The sequence below is a fragment of the Aurantimicrobium sp. genome, assembly GCF_036667855.1.
Lineage (GTDB): Bacteria > Actinomycetota > Actinomycetes > Actinomycetales > Microbacteriaceae > Aurantimicrobium.
The window spans coordinates 173423-199574 of record NZ_JAVWTF010000001.1; the positions used below are offsets into that span (position 1 = coordinate 173423).

Sequence of the window (26152 nt, forward strand, 5' to 3'; positions counted from 1 at the left end):
AGAAAAATGGACCCATACTTGGCACAGTTCATCAAGGACAGTACGCCTAAGATGAACTCAAGTGTTGTCAACGGTTTGGCTGTTGAACATCTGCCTCACGCAATGAGATATATTGAAGGCATTGTGCGAAATGTGTTCAACGGTTTGTTGCCGGGTCTTAAGTTCGAAAGAATGATCAAATGTTCTCCTGAAGAGGAGCTGAGAAAGGAACAACGTCGTAAGAACGACAAGTTGGTGATTGATATTGCCAGAAGCGATTTGTATCTGGTTGGTTTGGACTTCACGTATGTTGACCCTACGAAGATTGATCCACTGACTGGAAAACCAGACCTTAAGCCACAACCATTGCAGCGCAAGTATTTGTTCCTGCCGTTTGCGGGTCCAGCCGGGTCCATCACCTTGTCGGGTTCACGATATTTTATCAGTCCGGTAATCTCTGACATCGTTCTGTCATTTGAGCGGGAGAGTGTGTTTGTCCGATTGCTGCGTGACAAGTTTGCAGTAAAACGTGTAGATCATACTGTCTATGTGAATAATAGGATCACTACCGTACCTATTATCTGGTCGGAGATTTACCATCTCAGCAAAGAACGTAAGAAAGAAAAGACGAACAAGGCGCTGTGCGCACTAGCGTTATATCTGTTTTGCCGCTATGGTTTCAAAGAGACGGTTAAACGTTTCGGTGGAACTGATTGCATTGTTGGCGATGCGGATACTGTTAATTCAACCAAGTACCCCAATGATCAATATTCGATCTTCCAAAGTAGTAGGTCATTGAAACGAAGGGGAATGAAGAATGGACAACAATATGTCGACTTCCGGGTAGCAGTACCTATTGATAACGCGACCCCAACGGTACATGCACTGATTGGATCTCTCTTCTATTTGCTGGATCACTTCCCAGAAAAGTTCGAGAACATCGAATGGCTCGAAAGCAAAGAGAAATGGATGCTGATCATGGGATACATCTATTTTGGTGAAAACCAACACCGAGGTATCTTGCTTAGCGATATTCAGGAACACTTCAAGTCAATTGATGAATACCTGGATACAATCATCCTGGACAAATTGGAATCAGTAGGAATTAGAGTCAAAGACACCTATGAGTTGTTGGCTTTGATTATTGAACGTTTCGGTGAATGGATGATCAGTACATCTGACAGAATCAATTCTCTCTACGACAAGGAACTCTCGATCCTCTACGACGTACTCATTCCGGTGACATCGTCAATCTTTAATTGTTTCTTCAAGCTCAAGTCTTCTGCCAAAAGCAATGCTGGTAAGGGTCTGAGTGTCCGTGATATTGAAAAGATCATGGAAGTGACGATTAGAGCCAGAGCAATCTTTGGTATTACCAAGACACAAAATGGAATCTCTAGTCTCTCGTATTCGGGGGATAACAAGTTCCTGAAAATCACATCCGTCATGAATCCTCAAAAGAGGAGTGGTGGTAAGGGGAGTTCAGATGATGCCGGTCAGTTGAAGGACCCAGAAAAGAGACTGCACGTTTCTTTCGTGGACGTAGGTAACTACAGTAACCTCACAGGTAAAACACCAGTAGGATCACAACGCCTGAATCCTTATATTGAACTTGACTCACATGGACGTGTGTTAAGAAGTAAGGAAACGCGCTTGGCTCTTGATAAGACTCAAGACAAGATCCGTCGCATGTAAACAACGACAAAAGCAAATTTGAAAGGATTTTTGTCATCATGATTCAATCGAATTATTTCACGAACATTCAATTGCAGAATGTTCCAGCAGATAACCCAATGATTCAACCGCAACGCTTTAACCAAGCACCGGTTACATTCAACAATCTGCCTATCCATCAAGAGTTGCAGAATCTGCAAAACTCTTTCATCGTCAGTATCCTGAATGCATCGGCTAGTAAGGCGACTCAAACGCCAGGCCGTATGTATCAATGGAACCTGTTCTGCCAAAACGGTGGCCAGAACAAGGAGCTGATGGATACATTGATTCTGGCTGCAAACTACACTGCATTGGGTATGGCTAAGAATGCCTTCCCAAACATTGAACAGGCAGCAGAAGCATCGATTCAGTTTGTGGTTGAAGCTCGTGCAGCATACATCGTCGCAATCTTCCCAGATCTGCTCAAGATGTATCCACAACAGAATCAGCAAACCATCAGTCAAATGGCGCAGCAATACGTCAATGTGGCTAATGAAGTAGCTGGCTATATTAACAGTGTGGTCTATCGAAACATTAACAATGGCAGTGGTTTCGGTGGTGGTAATGGTTTCAACCAACAGCAGCAACAACCAACAACCGGATTTGGTGGTAACAACAATTCCAATGCTTTTGGTAATGCTGGTTTTGGAACGACTGGTCGTTCGATGCCACAACAAGGTAGCTTTGGTGGTGGCTTTGGTGTGAATGCAGGAAACAATCGTCCTGCGGCAGCGCCGAGTCCGTTTGTCAATGCTCGCCAACAAGAAGAAAACAAAGGTTTTGCTGGATCTGGTGTTCTGTCTACGGGTAAGAACAACGGTGGTGGTAAAATTGATGTTGGTGGTATTGTTAATTTGCTCAGCCCGCAAGAAAAAGCAGCGCTGGCAAAGAAACATGAAGCTACCATGCAACAACAAGCTGCCGAAAAGGCAAAGGTTGTTGATGTTGTGGTCAAACATGCTGAACCTGCTGAGGTCTTCTCCCAGAAGATCAATGCTAGCACAAACCAAACCTGGAAACCAACAGAAGAACAGACCTTTGTTCCTGCCGCTCCATTCGATAGCAAGCGTACCTTGACTGTTAAGAACGGTAAGCTTGTTTACGAACTCACAAAGAAAACACAGGATGAAATCAAAATGGATCGTGATGCACATCGTACAACGACTGCTGCTGCCATTAATCGTGGTACAGCGATGAAGGTAGAGGGTAAAGCAATTGGCTCTCGTAGCGACTTTCTGAAAGTCTCTCTGGATACAGTTGCAGGCACCCATGACGCTGCCTTCAGTGCAACGGAAGAAAAGTTCAATGAGAATTTGAATGCATACTTCCTGGGTGGCTATAGTTTGCTGGAAGAATCCGAAACATCTTTGGATGCTGCCATCAACAAAGCTCGTCAGATGAAGGTTCTCACAACTGATCTGAATCAACTGGGTGCACACCGCATCGACTTTGATCTGGATCGTATGTTTGTGATTCCGAAGAAGGAATACGACGAGTTCGGTAAGATTCTCCAAGTGAGTAATCTGGATCAATTGGCTGCAAAGCTGAAAGCAGCATTGCTGGATGATCAACATTCGTTGGCCTTCAACAGTGCATTGATTCAACTGGATTCTTACATCAAGCACAAAGTGTTGGGTGCGATTCGTAATGAATTGGGTCTGACGATCTATACGGGGCTCTCCAGCTTCGTGGACGACTACAGCGACTTGGTGGAAGACATCAGGACTTCGTATCCTAACCAATACTCCATCTTCAAGAAGAACGAGCGTGCATTGATTGCACGTTATCTGACTCTTGCCGATGAGTACGAAGTGGTTGGTAATGGTGAGAGCGAATTGGTGAATGCAATCATCAAGATCCGTAGCTCGGTAACTGTGGTGGACTTCCTCTACCATGAACTCGAAGTTGATCTGGTTCCTAACCAATCCAACGTGGTCCATCGTGATCAGTTCCCCAAGATCTATGAGTTCTTGGACGAATTGGTGAGCAATGACTACATCAAGGAAGGTGATATCTATTACGGTAATCACTGGTTGGTAACTGCTGACAACGAAATCATCAAGATCTATCGTAGTCAGTTGGACAACGCAACGATCTTGGTATCCAAGGTCTAAGTGACGACATAAGTAGGAGTGGCCTAGGCCACTCCTTTTATGCCGTTTCTTTTTTTTGTTTATTAATGGCTGTGATGATTATCAGAACTACCAGCAGTAGTTTGATTACCTCCAACGTGTAAGTTACTCTCAAGAGTAGTATTACCACCAACGTTGAGTTTACCAGTAATTCTCGTCTTAGGAGAATCAATGGTAGCATTGCTAGTTTTATGCGTATATTTGTTAGACTTAGAATCGTAAGTCTTTGTTTCTTCTTTGATAGATTCAGAAGCTTTTAATGTATAACGTTTAGTCTTAAGATTAATCTCATCTTGAGATTCAATATTGATAATCTTCTTATTCATTTCAACAAAACTATTATCCTTATTCCTAAGTTTAATATGTCTTTCTTTTGAATCTAAGAAGATATAATTACCATCGTCATCCTCAATAGTAATGTTACCATTCTTGGTATCGATCTGAATATCGTAAGTAAATGGTTCTCCATCATTCTTTGCAGTATGAAATCTAACTACTTTCTTATGGGTAGAGATCTCTAACCAATACATTGAATCATGGGCATTCTCGATATTCTCTTTACTATTATTAGAGAAACCATAGATCACAGTTTCTAAACGACGTAGCTTCTTATCTTGATGTAGTGTGGTCCACCAGTATTGATCAGTATCACCGAACTGCCATAGAACAATTTCCTCACCACGTCTTACATCAGGTGAGGTTAATCTATTGGTGTCAGTAAAAGATAGCCATTTGGCTTTGATGGATGCAGTTGTATCTAAACTTGCACTGAAACCAGCATCGTCTTTATCAGTACCTGAAGCTTCAATTTTCTCAGTATCGTCTGTGAGTTCACCATCATAGAGTGGATTCTGCTCATGAGGGATAGCTTCGATGAGGTCTGAAGAAAGCTTCTTATTAGCTGCTAGCGTGGCATACGAGTAGAACCTAAGTTTCGATATATCTGGAGAATCGAACATAGACTTCCTTATTAAATTAAAATGTTACACGTCATATAAATCTAGTGTAGTAAAGGAATCATCATGTATAAGATAGAAAAAATCATACTGGATGGTTACAAGAGACTTAAGCTGGGGCAAATTGGTCATATTGAAATTGATTTCAATGCCCGTGATCAAATCATTATTGGCACAAACGGCTGTGGTAAGTCATCCATCTTCCATGAGTTATCTGCTCTTCCAGCAGATAAAGCCCAGTTCGAGAAGACTGGTAAGAAAGAAATTCATATCCGTAAGGATGGGAAAAGCATTATAGCTACCAGTGTATTCAATCCAAAACCATTCCATTCTTTTATGGTGGATGGTGTAGAAATGAATGAATCTGGTTTGATAACTATTCAGGCAGAGCTAGCAGAACGCTACACTGGTGTTACACAAGAAATACAAGATCTGTTGATTGGTAAGATCCTCTTCACTTCCATGAAGGGTGATGTTCGTCGCCAATGGTTTACTCGACTCTCCGATGCTAACATTGAATATCTCATTGGTGTTTATGTTCGTTTCAAAGATGAGTTGAGTGTTATTAGTGGTGGTCTGAAACTAGCTAAGCGAAAGTTAGTTGCAGAAACTAGTAAGGCAATCAAAGATGATGAACTCAATGCCATTCGTAAGGATGTAGAAGGTCTTTATCATCTGATCGAATATCTGGCAGAGCGCCGTATTCCATTAGATAATCATCTTGATGATTTGAAATCAGATCGTAAACGTTTACTGGAGTATATTGATAATCTGTCTGAGAGTGTTGCAAAAGCTTTCAGATTTATCGGTAAGTCAGATTTCAATCCAGAAACTATTCAAGATGAACTCAGTGCAGTTAATTCTGACATCCGAGTGTTTAAGATTAGAGAGTCTGAATTCTTTAATCAACATAAAGAACAGTCTGAGGTATTCGAAATATTGGAGAAGACCAAACTAGAGAGTGTTGCAAAGCTCTCCAGTGATATTGAATTTGGTCGTTCTGCAATTAGTAAACTGAAAGAGAATAAAACTTTCAGTAAGGATGTTCATTATAATCCTGAAGAAGCCATTAAGACCATCGGTGCTATATTTGCAGATGTCCAAGAAATAACTACGAATATAGAAGCAAATCCGAACAAGAGTATATTCAATCGTGCTCAGTTAGAGATCCTCATGATGAAGACTGCTAACTCGGATAATGCACTTAAAGACTTGTATGGAAAACGTGATAAGTTACAGGTCCTGTATGATCATCGGAAAGATCATGCAGATGAAGGAACCTTGACCTGTCCTAAATGTGATCATACTTGGTATCGTGGATTAACTGCTGAGAATATTGCCAACATTGAAAACGCAATGAAAGAGTTGCTAATCAAGATCGAGCAATCCGAAGCTGCACATAAACTACTACTCGAAGAGAGAGAACGTTTCAAAGTCTATTCGGACTACATGAAAAGTTTCCGTAGTATTGTTTCACACACCGGTATCATTGGTGATTTCTGGAACAAGATTACTGAGGACGATCACTTCGATCAATCTCCAAGAGCTATCGGTACTCTTTTGGTTAGTTATAAAGACGACCTTAGTATTGATATTGAGATCCGAAAAAATGAAGCTGAGGTCATTGAGAAACTTAAACTCCTTGAGCTAGCTACTGAGAATAAGGATAAAGATTACGAAACAGTGAAGAGTAGTTTGGAAGTTCTGAATAACAAGATTCATGAGAACAATGTTAGCCTGACTCTTACTTATAACAAACAAGAAGAGATGACTAAATTTAACAATGCAGTCATTTTACTTGAAAGTCGTAAGAAGGCCATAGAAGAGGCCATCAACGATCTGAATACCAACACTGCTAACGTCTTCGAGAATCAGCGTAGAGAGGCGTTTAACGCCATTCTAAGGGATCTACAAAGTATCCTTGCATCCAAAGAGCGAGTTCTCCACGAATCTGTCAATCAAATCAACATGATTAAGGATTTGGAGAATGAAATTGGTGAACTGACAGAGAAAGAAAAAGCTCTGAAGGTGGGATTGAAGGTGCTATCACCTACTGAAGGTTTGATTGCTAAAGGTCTTTATGGTTTCATGCAAGTCTTCATTCGTAACATGAATGCAGTCATTGCTAAGATCTGGAGTTATCCATTTATCATTAAACCATGTAATACTGGTGAGGAAGGGTCGATTGATCTGACCTATAAGTTCCCAATGGTTGTCAATGGTGTAGAAGGCGATCATAAGGACGTGAGTGAAGGTTCTTCCGCAATGCTGGAAGTGGTCGACATCGCATTCAGAATCTGTGCTTTGAAAGCATTGAAGATGGGTGACTCTCCATTGTTCTTGGATGAGTTTGGTAAGACTATGGATAGCGTGCATCGTAGAGCTACCACTAACTTGATTAACAATCTGATGGAAGAGGATTCGTTTACACAAATGTTCCTAATTAGTCACGACATTAGTCAGTATGGTGCACTCTCCAACTGCGAGATCTGTGTTCTCAATGACATGAATGTTATCTTCCCACCTAATTCTGTCTACAACAAACATGTAGTCATGTATTAATGGAAATCATTGACAGTAGAATAATCGAGTCATTAAGATCGAATCTGTTAGTTCCTTTTTATTTGATCAATAGTTATCTCTATTATCAGATGGATGCTAATGTGATTCATGATAATGACTACGACAAAATCTGTCAAAGGCTTGATAGAGAATGGGATTCAATATCCCATCCTCACAAGTGTTTGATAAACCGTGGTGATTTGTCTATGACTACGTGTCTGGCAAATTACGAAGCATTTCCTGAAATTGTCAAGAGTGCTGCTTTCAGTCTATTAAAGCTTAGCCAAGCTAGAAAAATCAATACCCACTTAATCAGGAGTTTAAAATGGGGATGAAGTATTTTACTGATGGTGTCGATTACCCTAATATCCTGGGTGGCGATATTCTACCAGACGGCACCCTATGGAGTTATGTGTCATCGACATTTCTCAATGGATTCATTAACTATGCTCAACCAATCAAGTGTTATTTGATGAATCGCTACAGGGATTGGAATGAAGAGCGTGAAAACGATGATCTGAAACTACAACACAGACCACCCATGGAAAATAAATGGGTGGATCATGTATTTAAAACCAAAGAAGAGGTTTACCAGTTTGTTCTCAAGAACCCTACTGGTTACATTCATTCAAGACTAGATGTCTTCAATGATGATATTCTAGTTCTCGGTAAAGTAAAAGATACACCGAACAAATATATCTTCTTCTGGTTTGATCGAGATGTCTCTGATTGCTGTATTGGTGTTTTCACCACTGAAGATACAGAAGAAAATGTAGTCAATGAATTCCGTAGCTATGTGCAAGAAATTGGTGCAGAGCTACAACGAGATTATCTCAGAAAAACAGATGGATGCTCAGCGGCTGAACTGCCCCTGGGTATATTTCAAGGTTGGGTTAAATTCTAAGGAGTTAAATATGCCATGTCTTACACCTTTCGCTGATAGCGCGCAAGAGGTATCAACGCAAGCTTCTGCTGATCAAGCTAAGCTTAGCCAACGAATTGCCTTCTTGGAAGCAGCATTGTGCGGTACTCGTAAAGCAATGATTAATGCTAACCGTGAACTCGGTAGATCTATCTTTGCTGGTCTTGACTACGAAGAGATGGGAATCACTGGTCAAGAATATGTTAGGGAAATGGCTGAACACGCTGAGCGTGATTTCCTCAAAAATCCACCTAAGCCAAGAGTAATTGGCGATTGCCGATAGGAGACACCATGCCTTGTTATGATCCACAAGCCGCAGAAGATCGCGCGCAAGCTGCCAAAGACAGTGAACGTGTTCACAAAGAACATGCTGAACTGGTTAAGCGTGTAGCTTTTCTGGAAGCTGCTCTTTGCGGAACCCGCAAAGCTTTGATCTCTGTCAATGAACAACATAATCAACCATCATTTGGTGGTCTTAATTATGAGGAGATGGGGATTAGTCAGGTTGATTATATCTCTGATCACATTGAACACAGTACTCGTGATCAAACGAGAAAACAGAAGTCAGTTGGTTAGCCGGTAATAAAAAGATTTCAACCATATATTATAGTTGGGAGAGCAATAACGCTCTTCCAATTATGCCGTCTTTTAAAGGTATTGAAATGCAAGTTCTCCAGCACGACATTGACTCCCTTCGCAAAATCAACGACATGGGTAGCTTCTTTGATAAATGCTCGATTCCCAAGGATATTCTCGACAAGGCTAACGCAATGGCGGCAGCCGAAGGCTTCAGTCGTCATAAGGCTAGCCATTTGCTCAAGGCTGGTCTCCCCATGGATCAACTCCCCGATGCAGGATTCCGTCCAACCGATCTGAAGAACTTCCAACCTGTTCGTTATTACAACTACTGGAAGATCAACGCCATGTCGGTTGGATTCCTGTACCGTTATGAGTTTGTCAAACGTAATGGTTTTCCTATCATCACGAAGGAAAACATCGACACTTTGGTAAAACTCATGCAAGGACGTAAAGTTCTTGATGTGGGTTCGGGTGCATGTGTCTTTGGTGAAGAACTGAAGAAACATGGAATTGATCTCAAGACACTGGATACAGTAGATTACAAAGGTAAGGAGCCAAATCCAGAAGGTGGCTATAGCTTCATAACCGACTTCTCTCCAGACATTCTGGGGTCTATCGAGAGTCAAGACATCAGTGGATACAATACGTTCCTGATTTCTTGGTGCGATATGGAAGGTGGTGCTTCTACCTCTGTGCTTCGCCGTATGAAACGTGGTGATATCCTGATCACCAACGGTGAAGGTCAAGGTGGTTGTACTGATTCTAATCGGTTCTTCGAAATTCTTTATGAAATGGAGAGAAAGAACAAGATCCTCTCCAAGAGTGACATTGCCGATGAGTTGAACAATAACTCCTATCGTTTCTGTGGCATCCACGATTATTTCAACGTTTACGAACGTAAGTAAGGGTCGATAGAGATGGGTTACTATCCACGATTCTTTCACGTTAGTAAACACGACTTAGGAGACCGTGTTACTCTAGAAGCGAAACTTCCTAGTCTATGCAACTTAGAAAAGGAAGGAGATATTCCTCGTATCTGTGTATCGCCTTTGGTACACCATTGTCTGAGAGCAGTCTCTTCTGGAGTTAATAGCTTCAAGTTGAGTGATGCTTTCGATCATGCCAAGCTCGATACCATTCACGGGGAGAGTCTCCAGGACTATATTGAACGTGTCCCGTACATAAGAGGACAGTCAGTGTACTGCACGGTAGAGCGTCCATTCGTTCCACCGGCAGTAGTTGATTTCAGGAAGAATAAGGAACATTGGTTCTTGAAAGATACTGAATTCAAACGTATAGGTTATATTGATCTTGAGCATCTGTACAAGAACCGAAAGGTAAGAGTTATCAATGAAATAAGCGAAGTCAGTAGTGTAGTGCTCTTGACAATAGCTGATAACACAAAAATAACCTATACTCCCAACTCGATTGAGTATTTCAGCGATAAGAAGATCTCTAAAGGAACAAAATGTCAGAACCGAAGCTTGAACACGCAAACTACATCATCTGCGCTGCTGCACGCTTGAAGATTGGTGAGGACTTCTACATCATCCCATCAGTCCGTCATTTCGATGAATTGTTCCACAAGAACAATGAAGTCTACAAACTTGGTCTGATGATTAAGTACCCCATGCTCAGTACTGGACAGATTCGTGAACTGTTCCTTCGCTCTGAGCAAGGCTTCATTGACCGTTTCAGTCAATTCCATGATCGTACGGCAGCATGGAAGATTGCAGAACCTGCTGGTCAGATTCGCCGACGTGTTGGTGGTGATACATTGAATGGCGGTCATCTCTTCTCGGAGAATCTGTACTAATGACGTATAAGCTATTCATCGATGATCTGCGTGATCCGGTCACCAACGATTGGAAAGTTGCACGCTCTAGTGCCGAGGCTAAAGATATCGTAGTTGAGTTTGGTATTCCGAACGAGATTGCGTTTGACCATGACCTCGGTGGTGAAGATACCAGTATCGTCTTCATTCACTGGTTGATCAATGAGATGCTCGACGAGGAACTTTCTCTACCAGAAGGTTTCAAATTCAGTGTCCATTCGATGAACCCGATTGGAGCATCGGCTATCAAATCTATCATGGATAACGTAGTAAAGGAATTTAGCTAATGGCTTTCTACACTCGTTTCCATAACGATGACCGGAGCTTCAGTAGTCTCTTCGTTTCAGCTATGCAGGCACTTCAAAATGCCGGTATTACTAGTCTGAGACTTAATGTGGAGACTCTGAAGATCAAGATTGAGACTGAGGATGAACTCGTGTTGTTCTCAATGGTTGCTCTCTGGTATGGGAAGTATTATTGCTTCAACTACCATCCTGGTCGCAAAGATGTTGCACTGACACATACGCTCGATAAGTGTGACATGGACAAACAGCTAGACGAGAGTCTGGCATCGTTGCGTCGTCTCTACGAAAGTAAGACGTAAAATAACCTATCTCTAGATAGGCTTCAAATATCCACTTTTAAAGGATTTGTATAAAATGACTAAAGTAGTTCAGCGGAAGGCCAACTGGATTTCTCGTAAAGGCCACACTGCATTGTTGATCATGCGTGACTCTTCCATCTTTGGTAAGAGCTTGATAACCACGCCCAAGATGATGCAAGAGACAGATTTGGAAGTAGGTTACATTGGCTTCACTTCCGGTCTGAGTGAACTCGAACAACTCGGTTTACTCACTCGTGGCGATGTTCGTCGTGAATACGACAACGGTATGGCTCCACGAACCTTCAAGGGTTCTAAGTCCCGACTGAATCGTGCCAACTATGACAGGCTCTGTAAGCATCTGAACTTCTTGTACACGACCTATTCGGTCGAAGACATTGCAGCCCTTGCTACGATTGCCTATCTCAGCCGTCAGGAAGTGTCGCCTGGCACTGTGCGTTGGTTCACCAACGAAGACTACATGAATGCTCTTCGTGAACCTTTGCAAACTCGTAAGTCTCAGCGTTCGTTCCGTGATGCTGGGCTCTTTACGACTTACGACGAGAAGACCAAGCGCTTCTCAGTGAGTGGCCATGATCCGAAGGTACTCAATACCTTGGCAGAGATTGACAATCTCATTGAAAAACACAAACCTTGGAACACTGCCAAGTAAAAAATGGAAAGAGGCTTAGTCCTCTTTTCTTTCTCTCGATCCACATTCAAAGGAAAACAAATGTCCATCACAGTCAATAGTGATATTGAGATCTCTCTGGCCGAGAGAGGTTATGAAATCATCCAAGAACAAAAAGAAGGCTCTACTTGGAGAGCTATCAAGCGAGTCGACTATGCTGAATCAAACTACAAGGTTGTCGCTACCAACAACGTCGTGGTTCGGGGTGGTTGCTTCATGGAGGAATACATCCTCTCCTTCACCATCGAGAATTTCCTGCGAGAAGTGGAAGTCCGTTGCACCTATCTGAAAGCCGAACACCTACTCACTGTGGTGGATAATATCCTTTACCATATCAGCAAGTACGTGACCGCCATTTCTGACATTCCTGAGGATGCACAATGATCACTCAGTTCTACACACCTTTGCGTGTATCTAACCAACATTGCAAGTTCAATGTTAACGAGTATGTATATAACCTGCGTACGAAACGTTACCATGAGATCCTTGCCCTGCTGTCACCTGGATTGATTCGACAATTCAAGAATCAACAAGGCCACGGAAAGGTTCTTGTCTTGAACAACGGTGTTAACATTGTCAATGAAGATCCTGTCGGTTTCTGGGGACAAGTACTGACAGTGGATGTTTCAACAGATGCAGCCAAAGATTGGATCATCTCCGAGAATACCACTGCTGGATTCAAGAATGTTCAACGTGTTGGTCTCATTGACTATGACGCAATCATCAAAGACAAGTTCATCGAACGCACTGGACTCACCTACAAAGCTGACAAACCCGGTTATCATACCAGTATAGAGAAGGATTACGTCTTCAATTCATTGCGACAACAAATGGCCATGCGGGGTGATCCTGAACAACGTGTTCATCTACTCCTACACTGCACTGACGTAAAAGTTTATGCAGGATCGAGTATCTTCACCGATTGCTTGAAGGCTGTGGAGAAATCCATGGAACTACATCTCAAGGAATTGATGATGATCGAAGCTGAATGTTTGGTCTTCCCTGTGAAGGTCTAACGACATAAAAGGAGTAGCCCTAGGGCTACTCCTGATTATGCTTTCTTTTTTTATCTGTACTTACTAGCTTGGTCTAATGTCCATTGGAGTCGAAGACTCTTGTTCATACCAAATCTAATAATCTCTCTACCTTTGATACCTTTTTCACCAGCAATGTAATTCACTGTAAAACGATCTCGTTGTAGTCGATATATCAATTTCGTATCCTTGATATAAGTGAGAATAACGTCACTATAAACAAGTGCCTCATCTCTCTTATCATCATGACACAATCTTGGACTGGTAACATCTGATGTTAGTTCCTCAGTAACGTATTTATTGGTCACTGTATCGAACCAATAGAAGTAATAGGCATTATCAGCGAAATAGACTAGAACAGCGTTCATGTTTCTATCGAATGAACCAACTACTTCCTTGAAGTTCTTTCCTGAAAGGACAGGGAACTTATCTTCAGTATCCATAATCTTCGCATAAATGGTCATTCCTTCTATAAAGAACATCCATTGCTTTTGATTAATGCCACCAGAGGTTTCACGCAGAGCTATACCACCGCGTTCATAATCTCGAACGAATTCAGGATCATGTTCGTCAGGACGGAGTAGCTCTGCCGCTACTACCTTAGATGAAAACAGGTTATCTGTAAACATCTATTTTAAGGGCCAGCAGGTGGGGTATAACGACCCCAACTGATCTTACCAGTATAAGTGAACTCTTCAGTGTAGTCTTTCTCAAGTGGAGGCTCAAACTGAGTCTTCACATCAAGAGTACCACCAGAGCTACCTTGACTGTGGTGTGGTGTAACAACAATCACACCAATTCTACTATCAGAGGTATAGCTTGTATCTGGAATAGTCCAAGTACATTCACGTTCACGAGAACCGTTAACGTAAATAGCCATACTCTTACCGTACACGGTAGTATTGTTACCACCCGGTCTCATGGTAGGTGGTGTATAGACATCACCTAAGACGGAAGTAGCCCCACCAAACCAGCAATGTGACCAACCACTACTAGTACCAGTAGGTAAACCTAGTGTCATGATACTGTACATGAAACCATGGTTTCTAACATCGCTAAAACGAGTAGTAGCCTTGCGGTTAATACCTTTATAGACGAACTGTTTAACATCATCGGTCAAGTCCAGATACATGTATAGTGTATAGATAACATCCAACACTTCATCTGAGAGGACAGTAATGGAGAGTGGATCACCATTTTCATCTTTAATAAGAGCACGGCTCCACAGACCATTGACAGTCTGCCCAGCGATTGTCTCTTTCCAACCAATACCGACTTCTGAGTGAGTACCTGCGGCAGCACCCTTTGCGAAGCGATAGGTTCTTCTTACGGCTGAACGAGGGGGTGGCCCAGGTTCATAGAAAGTAGTCCAAGTAAGAGTTGAATTAGTTTCGGCAGTTTGTGTTACCAGAGCAGTATCACCGTCGACTGCTGGTCTATTACCAGAGCCTACTCGACACCAATCTGCAATACTACCTACACCAATACGGTCAAGACCAGCATTGGTGATGTTGTTATTCATCTCAGCTAACTTGACTTCTCCTCGTGCACCACCTGATGCAACGAATTCAAATCGACCTGCAAATCCAATTTTCATTATGGTATTCTCACTGTTTTAACTTTGACTTCCACAAGTTCAAACTTGCTTCGCATAAGTTCTGGTTCATAGTTTCTATATACGATGTAATCAACAACCTTACGATGTGTAACTCTCAGGAATTCGAAGTCTGCCTTAGCGTAATCATCCATCGTAGTAGTACGATATCCAATCACACGACGGACACGAGCGTTGATGAACTCGAAGTCTGTCTTCATGTAGTCTTCAGTTCTATAGGTAAGGTAACCGATTACACGACGCACAGTAGCAGACAACAGTTCGAAGTCTGTCTTCATGTAGTCGGTATTCTTGATGTACTTAGCGAAGTTGTTATACCTCACACTTACCAACGAAGCCTTAGCAGTCATCAAGTTCTGATACACCACAGGGTACAGAACAGAAGTGATGATAGTAGGAACAAGTTCAACCTTGAATTTCCACTTGATGTATTTTAAATGGTGTTTAAAGAAGATAGACTGATGATCCTGACCGACATGTTGCATGTCAATAGTAATCTTCTTAGTCTCTCTATCAAACTTCAAATGGTTTTCACTATTGTACTCTCCAAACATAATGTTGAAAGTACTGAAACCATCTTCAGCAACCTTGTACTGATCATCGCCTGCTACAGATTCACCGATTTCTCTAGCGATCTCATCGTATATATCATCATCAAGTTTAATGACGATTTCACGACGTTGCAGATCATTCACAGCAGTAGCTACAAAAGACTTAGCACCATACATCCCTTCGGAGTACTTAGCCTCTTTACTGAAGGCAAGATCTATCACACCAAAGATCGTTACATCTTTCTCCGTATTAGCTACAGATCTATCGATATTGTAATCTTGGTATGTTGGATAGCGTTCACCAGCAATGTACTTATCAATCGAGATAACCTCACGGATACCCTTGAAACGCCAGTTCTTAAGAATAGCCACATTGTTAAACAATGCATTGTATTGAACCTTTTCATATCCAGCGAGAATATAATCAGATTCAAGACGACCTACCTCAATAATGTCGATCTCAATGTTATCTGGAGCCGATACATTAGCTTTCTCTAATTCACGCCTGCCATCACCTTCAATGATTCTATATTCCTGTTTGTATTGGTTAACAAAACGTTTAGGAATCTCTACTAACTCAGTATAAGGCAGAGTAGTCGTGGGTTGACCCCAGTACTTCTTTCTACTAGAATTAGTGATGTAGTTCACATAAAGAGAATTGAACAGATCTCTATTGAGTCGCAAACCTTCTTCAATCTCTACCACAAACTCTTCACTATGATTTTGTGGGTTCTTTACTCTAACTGTTAACTTACCCTTACTAGAGTTGAGACGTTCGCTTACATTGTCCAATGCATTGGCTCTATTAAAGCCTAAACGCATGTACTGTAAGAAAGCATCAAACTTAGTGTCACCTACGCTGTTGTTTCCAGAAGCGTATGGGTTATTGAAGGTAAGGTTATCATAAGGAATGGGTCTAGTAACCTTAGTAACATCTATAAACGGATCTAAGAAGATGTTATAGTTTACAGACTTAGTTAAATCCAATTGTTCTTGGAAAACAGTAGTCGCTTTGTCGTTCTCAATAGAGATACCTAAGATACCATTGTAGAACTGATCTCTTGGCATGTTATCTACATGGGTTGGATAATCAACCTTAGTAGTACCATCGTTGTTCAGTTTAACAACAGACATACCTAATGTACCATTCACGTAACCAGGTCTACGTGGGTTGTCTCTAAAGTTCTCGATCAGTGTATTAACACCAAGATCTTCATCGGGTTCAATGTCAATTGCATTAGGACCCAATCTAGCTTTACCAACAATAACCGTACTGAGCAGTCCAGCACCTTCTTGTGGTGTTTCATTATTGAACCAGTTCTCAGGCGGAGCTGGATAATGGATACTAGGAATAACTTTAGGACTATTCTTTTCTTTGAGTGTAATGTAATTATAGTCTTCGAAGATTGCTGAACGCAGATCAATGTGGAAGGTATAACCGGTACTGAAGATTTCAATCTTGGTTATTTGTTCCTTCTTCTCGAAGTCCAGTATAGCTTGCTCAGATGCGCCTTCAGTGGGTTTATTGAATGCCCTAAAGCATACCAAATAGTCACCCTTCTTCATCTGGAATTCAAACTCGTCAGCTACTCCTTGAACACCACCAAATTCAGCTAAGAGTTCATCATGACTCTTTACATATCTCAACTCAAGAGCACCATTGATACTAGGTTTAGTCTTAGCACCACGTACCACTAAAAGAGTATCGTAATATGGATCAGTAGTTTCGTAGTCGTAAACACCAGATCTGAAACCTTGATACAGAGTACCGAAATTCCATGTTTGATTGATGCTTAAAACTTCTGGTAAATTAACCAATCTGACACCAGTACGAGTACTGTGATCAGTTGACAATGTGTTACCAACCAACTTAGTGAAACCTTCGTAGATAACTGGGTTGAAATCCTTAAGTTCAGGATTCTCTGCCAGTCTCTTGGCATTTCTGTATTTAACACGTTGAGTGTAAACATTGAAAGAGAAATCAATCTCATCAATGCTACAAATGTTACTACCAGTGTTGACTAAGTTATCACCACAATCAGAGAAGACAATATCAAAACGTTTCATAACGTTGATCTTAGGATCAGGTTTGATTTCGTTATTGTCGACTTGACCAGCCATGAAACCCTTCATGTAAAGTTGAAGGTTCTCAGCGGTAATATACTTACGAACAGCTATCTGAGCTAGGACATCTTCCTTCGAAGCAATGGGAAGATTCTCCAATAGGTCAAATCCTACATGTTCTTTTTTGTCTTTATGGGGATTATTGAAATCACCCAAATGACTGATTACATCAGCAAAGTTTTCATCAGTGATAGATGCCAATTGTAACTGTTTCCACTCCATCAGTAAGTTGTCGCCATGCATGGTAAGTTTACCAATGTAGGTCATTGCAGTGATAAGGTTGGTAGCCATAAAGACACCACCTCTACCTGCTGCATTATTAGACAACTTATAAATAGTGAACTTAGTTCTCTTAGCTTGTAGATCTGGGAAAACCGTCAGATCAAATGTTTGCTCTAACTTAACAGCCACGTCATGGCTATCAATAAAGAATCTAGTTCCATTAGGAGCATCGGCTAAGTATTCTTTAGTAGGATTACCCACCAATCCGTATTCAGTACCTATACCTGTTTTGGTTTTATCCAACAGGAAACTATAGAGTTCTGATTTAAAGAACGAGATGGTCTGGATAGTGATATAAGCTTCATCGGTGAGATTAACTCTTTCACTATTAGCAATCGCTATACCTTCTTGCTGTGTACTCGGTCTATAGTTCTTTATGAAACCTAGATCGAATATCTCTTTTCTAAAAGAGTGTTTATAATCAGAGAGGAATTTATTCAATGCCTCATCTGAATTATTGATGTTAGTCTCCAACATCGAGGTGATTTCTTGATCAACTCTCGTAATGAGTTCTTTGACTAAATCTAACTTCTTCCAGACGACAGCATTTCTGATAGATTCTAATAAGTAAACTACATATTCAAACCCATAGATCTCGGCGACACTATGTTTGTGAAACGTTGGTTTGAATGTCTCTGGTTTCTTATTGATGTCAATGTAGCTTTTACTAACATAGTCATCGTGTTCTACTTTTAAAAGATTCTCAATAGACTGATTGTTCTTAAAATTATCACCACCTAAACATTGGTAATTAATTCTAACGTTCTTACTAACCTGTCTGTTGATAATCAAGATAATACCATTAACAGGTTGACCAGTCAATGAAGTTTTATCTACCAATACCTCAGCAGTAACGAAGTCTTTATTTCTAATTAGAGGTCGATTGTTGAATTCGTCAAAGAGCGTGACACTGTCACCAAAGAAAGCACCATAGTAAGGTGCAATAGCTCTGAAGCGCATGTCCTTTAGAACATGGCTTTCTCCTCTAATCAAGTTATCTGGATTTCGTCCTGTGAGGTCAAGAGGGTAACGTAACAAATATTCCATTACTTCAAGACCTTTTTCATATCTAATATTGATCCATATAATCGTTGTTATCTACTAAATCAAGCAGGTTCGAGTTCGTCAGTATGTACGACAGTAACTTCATTACTAGTAATGATATCAGAATTAATCTGATACGAAGCTTCAGCGTAGAAGACACGATCACTAGGTATTACGGCGGCATTGCCAAAGTTCTGATGAATCTCAATAGAGAATTCACCCTTCTCATCTGTAACTACATTCTTAGTCTCAATAATAGAAGCTAAAGGACTATCTATTTTTCTATACAGTTTGATAGTCAAACTGACATTCTTCAAGAAATCAGTACCTTTGACAGTGAGTATAGATTTATCATTACCTACAACTTCTGTCTTATCCGTGGCTAACGTTATCTCAGGATTACCCGGAACCAAGTGTCGAATAGTTAAGGTGTTACTAGCCGCTACTAAAATATCCGGGTTTTCCTTATACGCTACTTCAAAATAGAAGTCACGGTTTGAAGGTGCTGAACTGTTACTAGTTTTATCAATGTGGGTCACGATGTCCAAATAACCTTTGTCATCGGTTCTCATCGTGAGAGTTCCCACTAACTCGAAACCTTCAGTCATTTCTAAACCTTTCTTCTATTAGAGAACGTCAATTTTGATTTCTTGTACATAATTCATAGTACCTACTACTTTACCTTGATAAGATCCAACAAATGTCAATCTTCTCACAGCGGTAATAAAAGGTACTTCCTTGTATAGACCTCTAATAGCAAAATCATCCATGACACCTGGCTGGATACTAATCACGGCACCAGTCACATCGTATTTACTATTAGCTTCAGTAAGTTTTCTAACCAACTGTTTAGCACTACTGCTAATGTATTCAAACTCTTCAGTCTGCATTTCCCATGAAACACCAGCGTGAATGACATCACCGATATCGCTCTTAACCACACCAGTTCTTAAAGCAGCAGTAGGTACAGGAATCTTTGTACTATCGCCAACTGGTAGAGTCATGTAAGCGTCTAAACAATATGGCTCATTATTCTCACAACCAGTCCATGTAGCGAAATAGTATTTAGCAACAGGTGGTGGAGGATCTGTAACAGGTGGGGGTGGAGTTGGTACTTGGTAGTCAACTACACGTCTATAGATTTTAATGGTAACTTCTTGACTAGGTCTGAAGTCTTCCAGATAACTAGTAAGGGTAGCAAAGTCAGCTTCGTTAGTGACCAGGTTTCTATCAGTTTCGTAAATAGCATTAGGCACCTTCTCTGGAGGAGCCACTACCATGCACTCATCGATCAGATTCCATTCGTCCTTGTTAGTATTACAAGGACCACATGGAGAGAAGATAGCTTGCATTCTGCGTTTAGTATTGGCTTCAGATTCCTGAAGGTCAATATCTCTTACGTTCTTCTCACCTGTTTGGAAACGCTTCATGTAAAGCATGAGATTCTCAAACGTGATGTAAGATCTTGCAGGGATATTACAAACAATCTCTTCTCTAGTTGCGACTGGTAAGTTTTCAACATTACCCAGCTTCAATCTAGATTTATGATCTCTGTGTGGATTAGTCTTATCTTTAAGGTGATCTTCTAAATCAACCAAGAAATCCAAGTTGAGACTATTTAAGAGTGCCTTCCATTCAATGAATAATTCATTGAGGCTATTGACACGAAGTCTACCAATAAATGTAGAGTTATCATTCAAAGCTGTCGCTAAGAACATACCACCAACCTCGGTCACCTTACCAGACATCTTCTTTAAACTCCATCGAGTATCTTTTCTATTGATATCTGGATAGATAGCAGCATTCATCTGAACACTATCGAGACTGTTAGCGGCGTATGAATTCAGTATGAAAACTGATCCAACCACCACTCCCGATAAAGCGGTCAAGGTAGGCAAGATATACGTACCATGAGACTTACCAAGGTTAGTAAGTTTGGTAGATACGGCTGAACTATAGAGTTCATCTCTTAGAGCCAGTAAACCAGTGATGGAGAGATAACCTTCGTTAACCTTATCGAAGTACTCATCATTGAAAATAGCTTTAGCTTCTTCAACTGTAATCAAACCTTGATTTTTAATCAGACCTAGACCATAGGTAATTTTATTGAAAGCAGCTTTGAAGTTGATCAAGAGACTGTCGAAAGTATCATCAGCTTTGATAATTGCATCTAGTGATAATTGATTCAAGAAGTCATTGATATACTCAATGACAGTTATCACCATTTCAACTTTCTTCCAAATCACTGCCATCCTCAGTCTCTCTAACAAGAAGACTAAGTAATCCATTCCATAAATGTCACCGAAGTCATGTTTATGGAAAGTAGGTTTGAAAGTAGTTGGTAACTTCTCAATGTCATTAAACACTGGGTTATCATTATCAGGTCTCTTGAGCTTTAAGATAGCTTCTAAGCCAGCATTGTTTCTCTCATAATCGCCACCTAAGTTTTGATAGGTAATGGAGATATTGTTACTAACTTCTCTGTTGAGAATAAGAACCACGCTATTGATAGATTTACCAAAAGACATCGTCTCGTTTTGTAACAGACCAGCAGCACAGAAGTCTACACCGTAGTTCAAACGGCGTTTATTTATCTTATCAAAGAGTACTAATGAATCAGAGAAGAAAGCACCATAGATAGGCACTACCGCTCTGATTCTATTCTTACTCAGTATGTGTTCTTCGTTTCTTACTAGATTATCAGGATTAGTACCTGATGGATCTAGCAGATACCTTTTAAGTCTATCATGCATTAAGAATCCTCAGTACTGGTAAGTATTTGTTATGCTGCAATAGTTGGTGTTGGAGTAGTAGGTACTTCCTCACCAGTATCATTACTGCAATCTTTACTGTTCTCTTCCATCTGACGTGTGGTAGTACCACCAAGACCATCAGCATAGATACCAATTTTGGCGTTACCTTGACAGAACCAACCATACAGAGTATCGAAGGGGTCAACGGTAGGCAGGTTACTAGGTGCCTCTGTAGAATCTACAGGAGTATTAGGAGTACAGCAAGTACCACATGGTCCACACGGAGCAAAGACTAACTTAATGTTTCTAATGACATTAGACTCACAGTTTTCTTCATCCATATCAGCCACAGTCTTGATACAGTTCATGTATGAATTCATGAAGTGCAGCAATGAATCGAATGTGACCATCTTACGAACAGGTTTACGAGCAGCAATATCTGCTCTAGTGACTGGCGGTAAGTTTTCAACATTACCCAAGTCAACTTGTTCTTTGGTTACCTTGTGTGGATTGTTTTTATCATCCATGTGTTTGGAGAGTTTCTCCAAAACAATCTCGATGTCGTATTCAGTTAACTGTTTTCTCCAGACAATACTAGGAGTAGATGTCTCCACCATACGAAGGACACCAATGTAAGTCTCACTCGTATTGAGATTAACACCTAATAAGACACCACCACGATTATCAGCATTGTTAATAATCTTAGTGATACTCCATCTGTCTGATGTTGTAATGAGTTCTGGATAAACTGCTGAGTCGAAAACAATAGCACTTGAGAGACTATAGTTATCGTAAGCATCAATGATCACAGTAGCACCATTAGACATGGTCTCTAAGGTAGTCAGTAATGGAAAAGCAATGACACCATAATGGACACCCAAATTGGTTTGCTTCTTAGTTACTAAACGGTTATAGATTTCTTCTTTAAGTGCTGTAATACCCTTGAGAGTAACGTACTTATCTTCACCACTGAAAACATAATCAGCGTCTGCTATGAGACGCATATCTTCAACCGTAGCGACTGTCAGATTAGCAACTTTGTCGAGTTTAAGTTTAACTTTGTCAAACTGTTTAATAAACTCTGTTACGATTGGAAGATATTTATCCTTTACTCGTTCATCCATCAGGTTAGATAGATTCTCAAGATAAAGATCAATGGTTTCAATGAGCTTAGTAGTTATGTCGAAATCAGATAACAATATAGAGTTTCTGATTCTCTCTAGACCATACATGACATACTCGAAACCAACTTGATCACCAACATCAAGGTGAGCATCACTTGGCACGAATAGAGTCTGACTGTTGTAGATTTCCCACAGTAAAGAAGAGCTATCTTTATCCTTGAGTTTCTTTTCCAAGAATTCCTTAAGGACTTCATCCTTCACGTTATAGAGTTCACCAACTGCTTGGTACGTAATTTCGATATTATCACTAACATTTGGATTAGTGATAACAATCATACCAGCAATGTCTTTACCATAGAACTGACTGAGACTGTGATAATGTTCAGTGATAATGTAATCCTGAATAACATTAAGATCTCTACCCAATTCTTTATCCACAATCAATAAAGAGTCAGAGAAGAAAATACCTTTAAGGGGAGATACTGTTCTAACGTTCTGCTCAGCTAAAGTGTGTGGTTCATCTTTAATTCTATTACTTGATAAATTTCCAGTTTTATCAAGAGGCAATTCGAAAATTTCATCCATTTGAACCTCGTTTTTAGGGGTCTATGTTTAGCTAATCATAAGTATTGACAGCATAAAAGACCGGGAGACCCCGGCCTTTTATGACGTTTACATCAATTAACCACCACCCTCAGGGGTAGGTTGTACCTTATATACACAAGGCCACATCTCGCTGTAAGACTCGACGTTATCCGATTCACGTACTGTCTTGATTCTAGCCTTATAGGTCATTCCATTACCCAAGCCTGCGAACATAGCTGTAGTAACGTAAACATAGTAAAGCTTAATCCAGTTAGCACCTGTTGCAGATGTTACCGATCTACCGATCTTATCTCTAGCCAATACAATTCTTCCTTGGTCATCTAAGATTTCCAAGTAATGAGTAATGTACACGCCAGCCGCACTACCGGTAGTTACAGACTTAATTCTCTTCTCAACAAACATTCTCTCGAAGTAAGTAAGACCCATCACATTGTAACTGTTAGAGTCATAGATCTTCGTCAAAGTAAGTTGTTGCGAAGTAGGAACAACCGTAGTAGGTTGCGTTCTATCATTATCCGGGTCAAGAGCCAGGAACACATTGTAGTTACCAGAAGAAGGTGGAGGAGGAGCTGATGTCACCGGTGGTGTACCGCCGCCACGTCTAACCTGCTTACTGATTTCATTGGAGGTAGCAGAACTACTAGATCCATTTACAGATACTGACAATTGTGCAGTAGCTGTTGTATTAACCACAATCTGAACCATGTTACTGGTAGCTCCAGCGATATTGAAGATATCCTCTGTTACTGAGTATTCATGGCTGAACTGTCCGTTACCATTAGAATCGGTTACGCACTGTTGGCTAACCAACGTTTGTTTACCATTTCTATTAATAGTAGCGTACGAGCTGAGTGTAACTGTATAAGACTCATATGGTCTCATATTGATCAGCTTGACGTTAATAGTTTCTTTATCACCAACGTTAGCCAGTGAAGTATTAGAGAATATGCTAACACCAGAATCAATAGGCGGAGGAGTTGGTGTCTCACCTGGAGGCGGTGCCTCAGTAGGTGGAGGTGGTGGCGGAGGAGTCGGAGCCACGTAACCGCATTCTGGATCATTGATAGCGCTAATGACTTCAAACGATCCACCCTTACCATCTGCATGTCTAGTAATCCTGTTAGGACCATTACAGAATTCAGTAATGACTGTACCTTCCACAGACAGAGGCACATATCCACACTTAGGATCATTCACACTGGTAGTTACTTCATAGTTACCATTTAAACCATCAGCATATTTACTAATAGTGTTATAGCCATCGCAACGAGTTGAGATAAGAGTACCTAACTCAGGAGGATTCCATCCACACTTAAGACTCTTTTCTTCTTTAAGTGAATCGAATGTTGCGCCACGACCATCAGAGACTTTAGCCATGAGGTTATAACCCTCACAGAAAGTACTAATCTCTGTACCTTGTTTAGGTTGATCGAAGTAATCACAATCATCCGAATTAGATTCCATAACAGAATCGGTGAATCCACAAGCACCATCAGTCCAACGACCAATCTTCTCACTACCATCGCAGTAAGTCTTTATTAACTGTCCCTTAGGAGGACAGACAGGTGCAGGCACTTTATCACATGGGGTGTAGATAATGTTAGCTTTATCAAAGAGATCAGCCTTCAAGTCTACTTCACCATCTTCATTCGGATTGGCTTTAAGGTTGAGCAAATGCGCAGCCATGAAGTATTGAAGTGTATCCATAGTCATGTAACTCTTGACAGACTCTTGTGCAAGAATCTGAGCTTCAGTAACTACTGGATAATTTTCAACATCACCCAATTCGATTTGTTCCTTAGTCAACTCATGAGGATTCTTCGTGTCACTGATGTGATCCTTAACACGTTGTGCAATGTCAGCTAAGTTACCGTCAGTATAGAACTTATACCAACGCATACGTCTGAAACATTCATCCCCATTCATGATACCGATATAAGCTTCTAACTTTGCAGTATTGAAGCCTAACCAGATACCACCTTTGTCTTTAGGATTATTGGCAATTCTAACAATAGTGAATTGATCACTAGGAGGATAGTTCTTAGGATAAACTACCTGTTCGTAGATAACATTGTTAGCCTTGTTATTTTCCATTGAATCCAAAACAATCGTTGCACCATTAACTGTAGCAATGATATTTGCTTTGGTAGGTTCACCAATAACACCTTTTTCTAAACCTAAGTTAGTACTCTTACTTGAGACAATAGAGTCCTTAACTAAATCAGAGAAGATTCTAAGTCTATCTTTGTTGATATACTTGTCTTCATTGAACATGGCTTGACTCACTGAGATATCAGCAGCCTTTTCCATTTCTGTTTTAGTTGCCAGATCTAAGTTCACTACCAGATCTAAGCCCAGATACTTCTTATTAATCTCACCAAGTACTTTACTGGTATTTGCTTCAACAATAGCTTTACTCAACTGTAGCGCGGTTTCTCTACTAGCATCAAGTTTAGCAATGACTTCCTTGATGATTGATTGAATGATCTCAGAGTTACCAGCCAGGATGCTGTTCTCGATACGTTTCAATCCTTGCTCGAAATACTCACCACCAAAGATATCTCTTAGTAAGTGGTAATGGAAACTAGGAGCAAACTTCTTTGGAATATCATCTACTTCATCCCATGTAGCTGGGTTGATGAAGTCTTGTTCTCTTTCTTTAATCCATTCGACCAACAGTCTAGCGTTTCGTGAGAATGGTCCACCGAAAGCTCTATAGCTGATCTTTAAGGCTGTACTGACATTTGGATTCTTAATGATGGCGATATTCCAAACTGCTTTACCTGCTTCTTGGGAAGCTTCTTGGTAAAGGTCAGAGAAGTAATAATCGTCTTTAGGAATAATGTCATTGGTATTCGCATCTCTTAGTTCAAAGTCTTGTTCGAAGAAAGCACCATACTCTGGGATGACCAGTCTATTACTACCCGTAACTGTTACAAGATTTTCATCCTGAATAAAGTTATCGGGTAGTAGACCAGTAACATCCTTCTTTAAGAAAATGATTCTTGCCATCTTTTCTTTCAGTTAGAAATTAAAGGTTACTACCCGTC

Annotated in this window: 21 protein-coding genes; 13 read left to right on the forward strand and 8 right to left on the reverse strand. The window is 40.6% G+C overall.

Annotated features, from left to right (window positions below):
• The first annotated feature begins 6 nt into the window (after positions 1-6).
• Positions 7-1674: a hypothetical protein gene (locus RR877_RS00865; RefSeq protein WP_332627450.1), complete on the forward strand. Its 1668-nt coding sequence runs from the start codon at positions 7-9 to the stop codon at positions 1672-1674.
• A 38-nt stretch (positions 1675-1712) separates the two neighbouring features.
• Complete coding sequence (locus tag RR877_RS00870) at positions 1713-3806, forward strand: hypothetical protein (RefSeq protein WP_332627452.1); 2094 nt, start codon at positions 1713-1715, stop codon at positions 3804-3806.
• Between the two features lie 62 nt (positions 3807-3868).
• Here the strand turns inward: RR877_RS00870 and RR877_RS00875 are convergent, their stop codons facing one another.
• Positions 3869-4783: a hypothetical protein gene (locus RR877_RS00875; RefSeq protein WP_332627453.1), complete on the reverse strand. Its 915-nt coding sequence runs from the start codon at positions 4781-4783 to the stop codon at positions 3869-3871.
• A gap of 63 nt (positions 4784-4846) precedes the next feature.
• Between RR877_RS00875 and RR877_RS00880 the strand changes: the two genes are divergently transcribed.
• From RR877_RS00880 to RR877_RS00930, 11 genes are all read left to right on the forward strand, one after another.
• On the forward strand, positions 4847-7342 hold the full coding sequence (locus RR877_RS00880) for a hypothetical protein (RefSeq protein WP_332627454.1): 2496 nt from the start codon (positions 4847-4849) through the stop codon (positions 7340-7342).
• Positions 7343-7667: 325 nt separating this feature from the next.
• Entirely contained in the window at positions 7668-8246 is a 579-nt protein-coding gene (locus RR877_RS00885) for a hypothetical protein (protein WP_332627455.1), read from the forward strand.
• A gap of 10 nt (positions 8247-8256) precedes the next feature.
• Positions 8257-8547, forward strand: coding sequence for a hypothetical protein (locus RR877_RS00890; protein WP_332627457.1), 291 nt, complete (start codon positions 8257-8259; stop codon positions 8545-8547).
• Between the two features lie 8 nt (positions 8548-8555).
• Positions 8556-8840: a hypothetical protein gene (locus RR877_RS00895; protein ID WP_332627458.1), complete on the forward strand. Its 285-nt coding sequence runs from the start codon at positions 8556-8558 to the stop codon at positions 8838-8840.
• Between the two features lie 86 nt (positions 8841-8926).
• Complete coding sequence (locus RR877_RS00900; RefSeq protein WP_332627460.1) at positions 8927-9748, forward strand: hypothetical protein; 822 nt, start codon at positions 8927-8929, stop codon at positions 9746-9748.
• 563 nt (positions 9749-10311) lie between these two features.
• Complete coding sequence (locus tag RR877_RS00905) at positions 10312-10659, forward strand: hypothetical protein (RefSeq protein WP_332627461.1); 348 nt, start codon at positions 10312-10314, stop codon at positions 10657-10659.
• Entirely contained in the window at positions 10659-10964 is a 306-nt protein-coding gene (locus tag RR877_RS00910; protein ID WP_332627463.1) for a cyclic-phosphate processing receiver domain-containing protein, read from the forward strand. The genes RR877_RS00905 and RR877_RS00910 overlap by 1 nt, the downstream gene beginning before the upstream one ends.
• A complete protein-coding gene (locus tag RR877_RS00915; RefSeq protein ID WP_332627465.1) occupies positions 10964-11281 on the forward strand; it encodes a hypothetical protein in 318 nt (105 codons plus the stop codon). The genes RR877_RS00910 and RR877_RS00915 overlap by 1 nt, the downstream gene beginning before the upstream one ends.
• Positions 11282-11336: 55 nt before the next feature.
• A complete protein-coding gene (locus RR877_RS00920; RefSeq protein WP_332627466.1) occupies positions 11337-11951 on the forward strand; it encodes a hypothetical protein in 615 nt (204 codons plus the stop codon).
• Positions 11952-12011: 60 nt separating this feature from the next.
• Complete coding sequence (locus RR877_RS00925; protein ID WP_332627468.1) at positions 12012-12353, forward strand: hypothetical protein; 342 nt, start codon at positions 12012-12014, stop codon at positions 12351-12353.
• Positions 12350-12985, forward strand: a complete 636-nt coding sequence (locus RR877_RS00930; protein WP_332627470.1) for a hypothetical protein — start codon at positions 12350-12352, stop codon at positions 12983-12985. The genes RR877_RS00925 and RR877_RS00930 overlap by 4 nt, the downstream gene beginning before the upstream one ends.
• A 50-nt stretch (positions 12986-13035) precedes the next feature.
• Here RR877_RS00930 and RR877_RS00935 read toward each other — a convergent pair whose 3' ends face one another.
• The 7 genes from RR877_RS00935 to RR877_RS00965 form a co-directional block, all read right to left on the reverse strand.
• Positions 13036-13632 (reverse strand): hypothetical protein, encoded by a 597-nt coding sequence (locus tag RR877_RS00935; protein ID WP_332627472.1) that lies wholly within the window; start codon positions 13630-13632, stop codon positions 13036-13038.
• A 5-nt stretch (positions 13633-13637) separates the two neighbouring features.
• Positions 13638-14600, reverse strand: a complete 963-nt coding sequence (locus tag RR877_RS00940; protein WP_332627473.1) for a hypothetical protein — start codon at positions 14598-14600, stop codon at positions 13638-13640.
• The gene (locus RR877_RS00945; RefSeq protein ID WP_332627474.1) at positions 14600-18622 is read right to left on the reverse strand and encodes a hypothetical protein; all 4023 of its coding nucleotides are present in this window, start codon (positions 18620-18622) and stop codon (positions 14600-14602) included. Before RR877_RS00945 ends, RR877_RS00940 begins: the two co-directional genes overlap by 1 nt.
• A 59-nt stretch (positions 18623-18681) precedes the next feature.
• Positions 18682-19227: a hypothetical protein gene (locus RR877_RS00950; protein WP_332627475.1), complete on the reverse strand. Its 546-nt coding sequence runs from the start codon at positions 19225-19227 to the stop codon at positions 18682-18684.
• A gap of 18 nt (positions 19228-19245) precedes the next feature.
• On the reverse strand, positions 19246-21372 hold the full coding sequence (locus tag RR877_RS00955; protein WP_332627477.1) for a hypothetical protein: 2127 nt from the start codon (positions 21370-21372) through the stop codon (positions 19246-19248).
• A 29-nt stretch (positions 21373-21401) separates the two neighbouring features.
• Entirely contained in the window at positions 21402-23081 is a 1680-nt protein-coding gene (locus tag RR877_RS00960; RefSeq protein WP_332627479.1) for a hypothetical protein, read from the reverse strand.
• 96 nt (positions 23082-23177) lie between these two features.
• Entirely contained in the window at positions 23178-26114 is a 2937-nt protein-coding gene (locus RR877_RS00965) for a hypothetical protein (protein WP_332627481.1), read from the reverse strand.
• Positions 26115-26152 lie beyond the last annotated feature (38 nt).

Excerpts from the sequence above, each read along its gene's own strand:
- RR877_RS00865 (WP_332627450.1), top strand. The coding sequence starts at position 7 with ATGGACCCATACTTGGCACAGTTCATCAAGGACAGTACGCCTAAGATG.
- RR877_RS00870 (WP_332627452.1), top strand. The coding sequence starts at position 1,713 with ATGATTCAATCGAATTATTTCACGAACATTCAATTGCAGAATGTTCCA.
- RR877_RS00875 (WP_332627453.1), bottom strand. The coding sequence starts at position 4,783 with ATGTTCGATTCTCCAGATATATCGAAACTTAGGTTCTACTCGTATGCC.
- RR877_RS00880 (WP_332627454.1), top strand. The coding sequence starts at position 4,847 with ATGTATAAGATAGAAAAAATCATACTGGATGGTTACAAGAGACTTAAG.
- RR877_RS00885 (WP_332627455.1), top strand. The coding sequence starts at position 7,668 with ATGGGGATGAAGTATTTTACTGATGGTGTCGATTACCCTAATATCCTG.
- RR877_RS00890 (WP_332627457.1), top strand. The coding sequence starts at position 8,257 with ATGCCATGTCTTACACCTTTCGCTGATAGCGCGCAAGAGGTATCAACG.
- RR877_RS00895 (WP_332627458.1), top strand. The coding sequence starts at position 8,556 with ATGCCTTGTTATGATCCACAAGCCGCAGAAGATCGCGCGCAAGCTGCC.
- RR877_RS00900 (WP_332627460.1), top strand. The coding sequence starts at position 8,927 with ATGCAAGTTCTCCAGCACGACATTGACTCCCTTCGCAAAATCAACGAC.
- RR877_RS00905 (WP_332627461.1), top strand. The coding sequence starts at position 10,312 with ATGTCAGAACCGAAGCTTGAACACGCAAACTACATCATCTGCGCTGCT.
- RR877_RS00910 (WP_332627463.1), top strand. The coding sequence starts at position 10,659 with ATGACGTATAAGCTATTCATCGATGATCTGCGTGATCCGGTCACCAAC.
- RR877_RS00915 (WP_332627465.1), top strand. The coding sequence starts at position 10,964 with ATGGCTTTCTACACTCGTTTCCATAACGATGACCGGAGCTTCAGTAGT.
- RR877_RS00920 (WP_332627466.1), top strand. The coding sequence starts at position 11,337 with ATGACTAAAGTAGTTCAGCGGAAGGCCAACTGGATTTCTCGTAAAGGC.
- RR877_RS00925 (WP_332627468.1), top strand. The coding sequence starts at position 12,012 with ATGTCCATCACAGTCAATAGTGATATTGAGATCTCTCTGGCCGAGAGA.
- RR877_RS00930 (WP_332627470.1), top strand. The coding sequence starts at position 12,350 with ATGATCACTCAGTTCTACACACCTTTGCGTGTATCTAACCAACATTGC.
- RR877_RS00935 (WP_332627472.1), bottom strand. The coding sequence starts at position 13,632 with ATGTTTACAGATAACCTGTTTTCATCTAAGGTAGTAGCGGCAGAGCTA.
- RR877_RS00940 (WP_332627473.1), bottom strand. The coding sequence starts at position 14,600 with ATGAAAATTGGATTTGCAGGTCGATTTGAATTCGTTGCATCAGGTGGT.
- RR877_RS00945 (WP_332627474.1), bottom strand. The coding sequence starts at position 18,622 with ATGGAATATTTGTTACGTTACCCTCTTGACCTCACAGGACGAAATCCA.
- RR877_RS00950 (WP_332627475.1), bottom strand. The coding sequence starts at position 19,227 with ATGACTGAAGGTTTCGAGTTAGTGGGAACTCTCACGATGAGAACCGAT.
- RR877_RS00955 (WP_332627477.1), bottom strand. The coding sequence starts at position 21,372 with ATGCATGATAGACTTAAAAGGTATCTGCTAGATCCATCAGGTACTAAT.
- RR877_RS00960 (WP_332627479.1), bottom strand. The coding sequence starts at position 23,081 with ATGGATGAAATTTTCGAATTGCCTCTTGATAAAACTGGAAATTTATCA.
- RR877_RS00965 (WP_332627481.1), bottom strand. The coding sequence starts at position 26,114 with ATGGCAAGAATCATTTTCTTAAAGAAGGATGTTACTGGTCTACTACCC.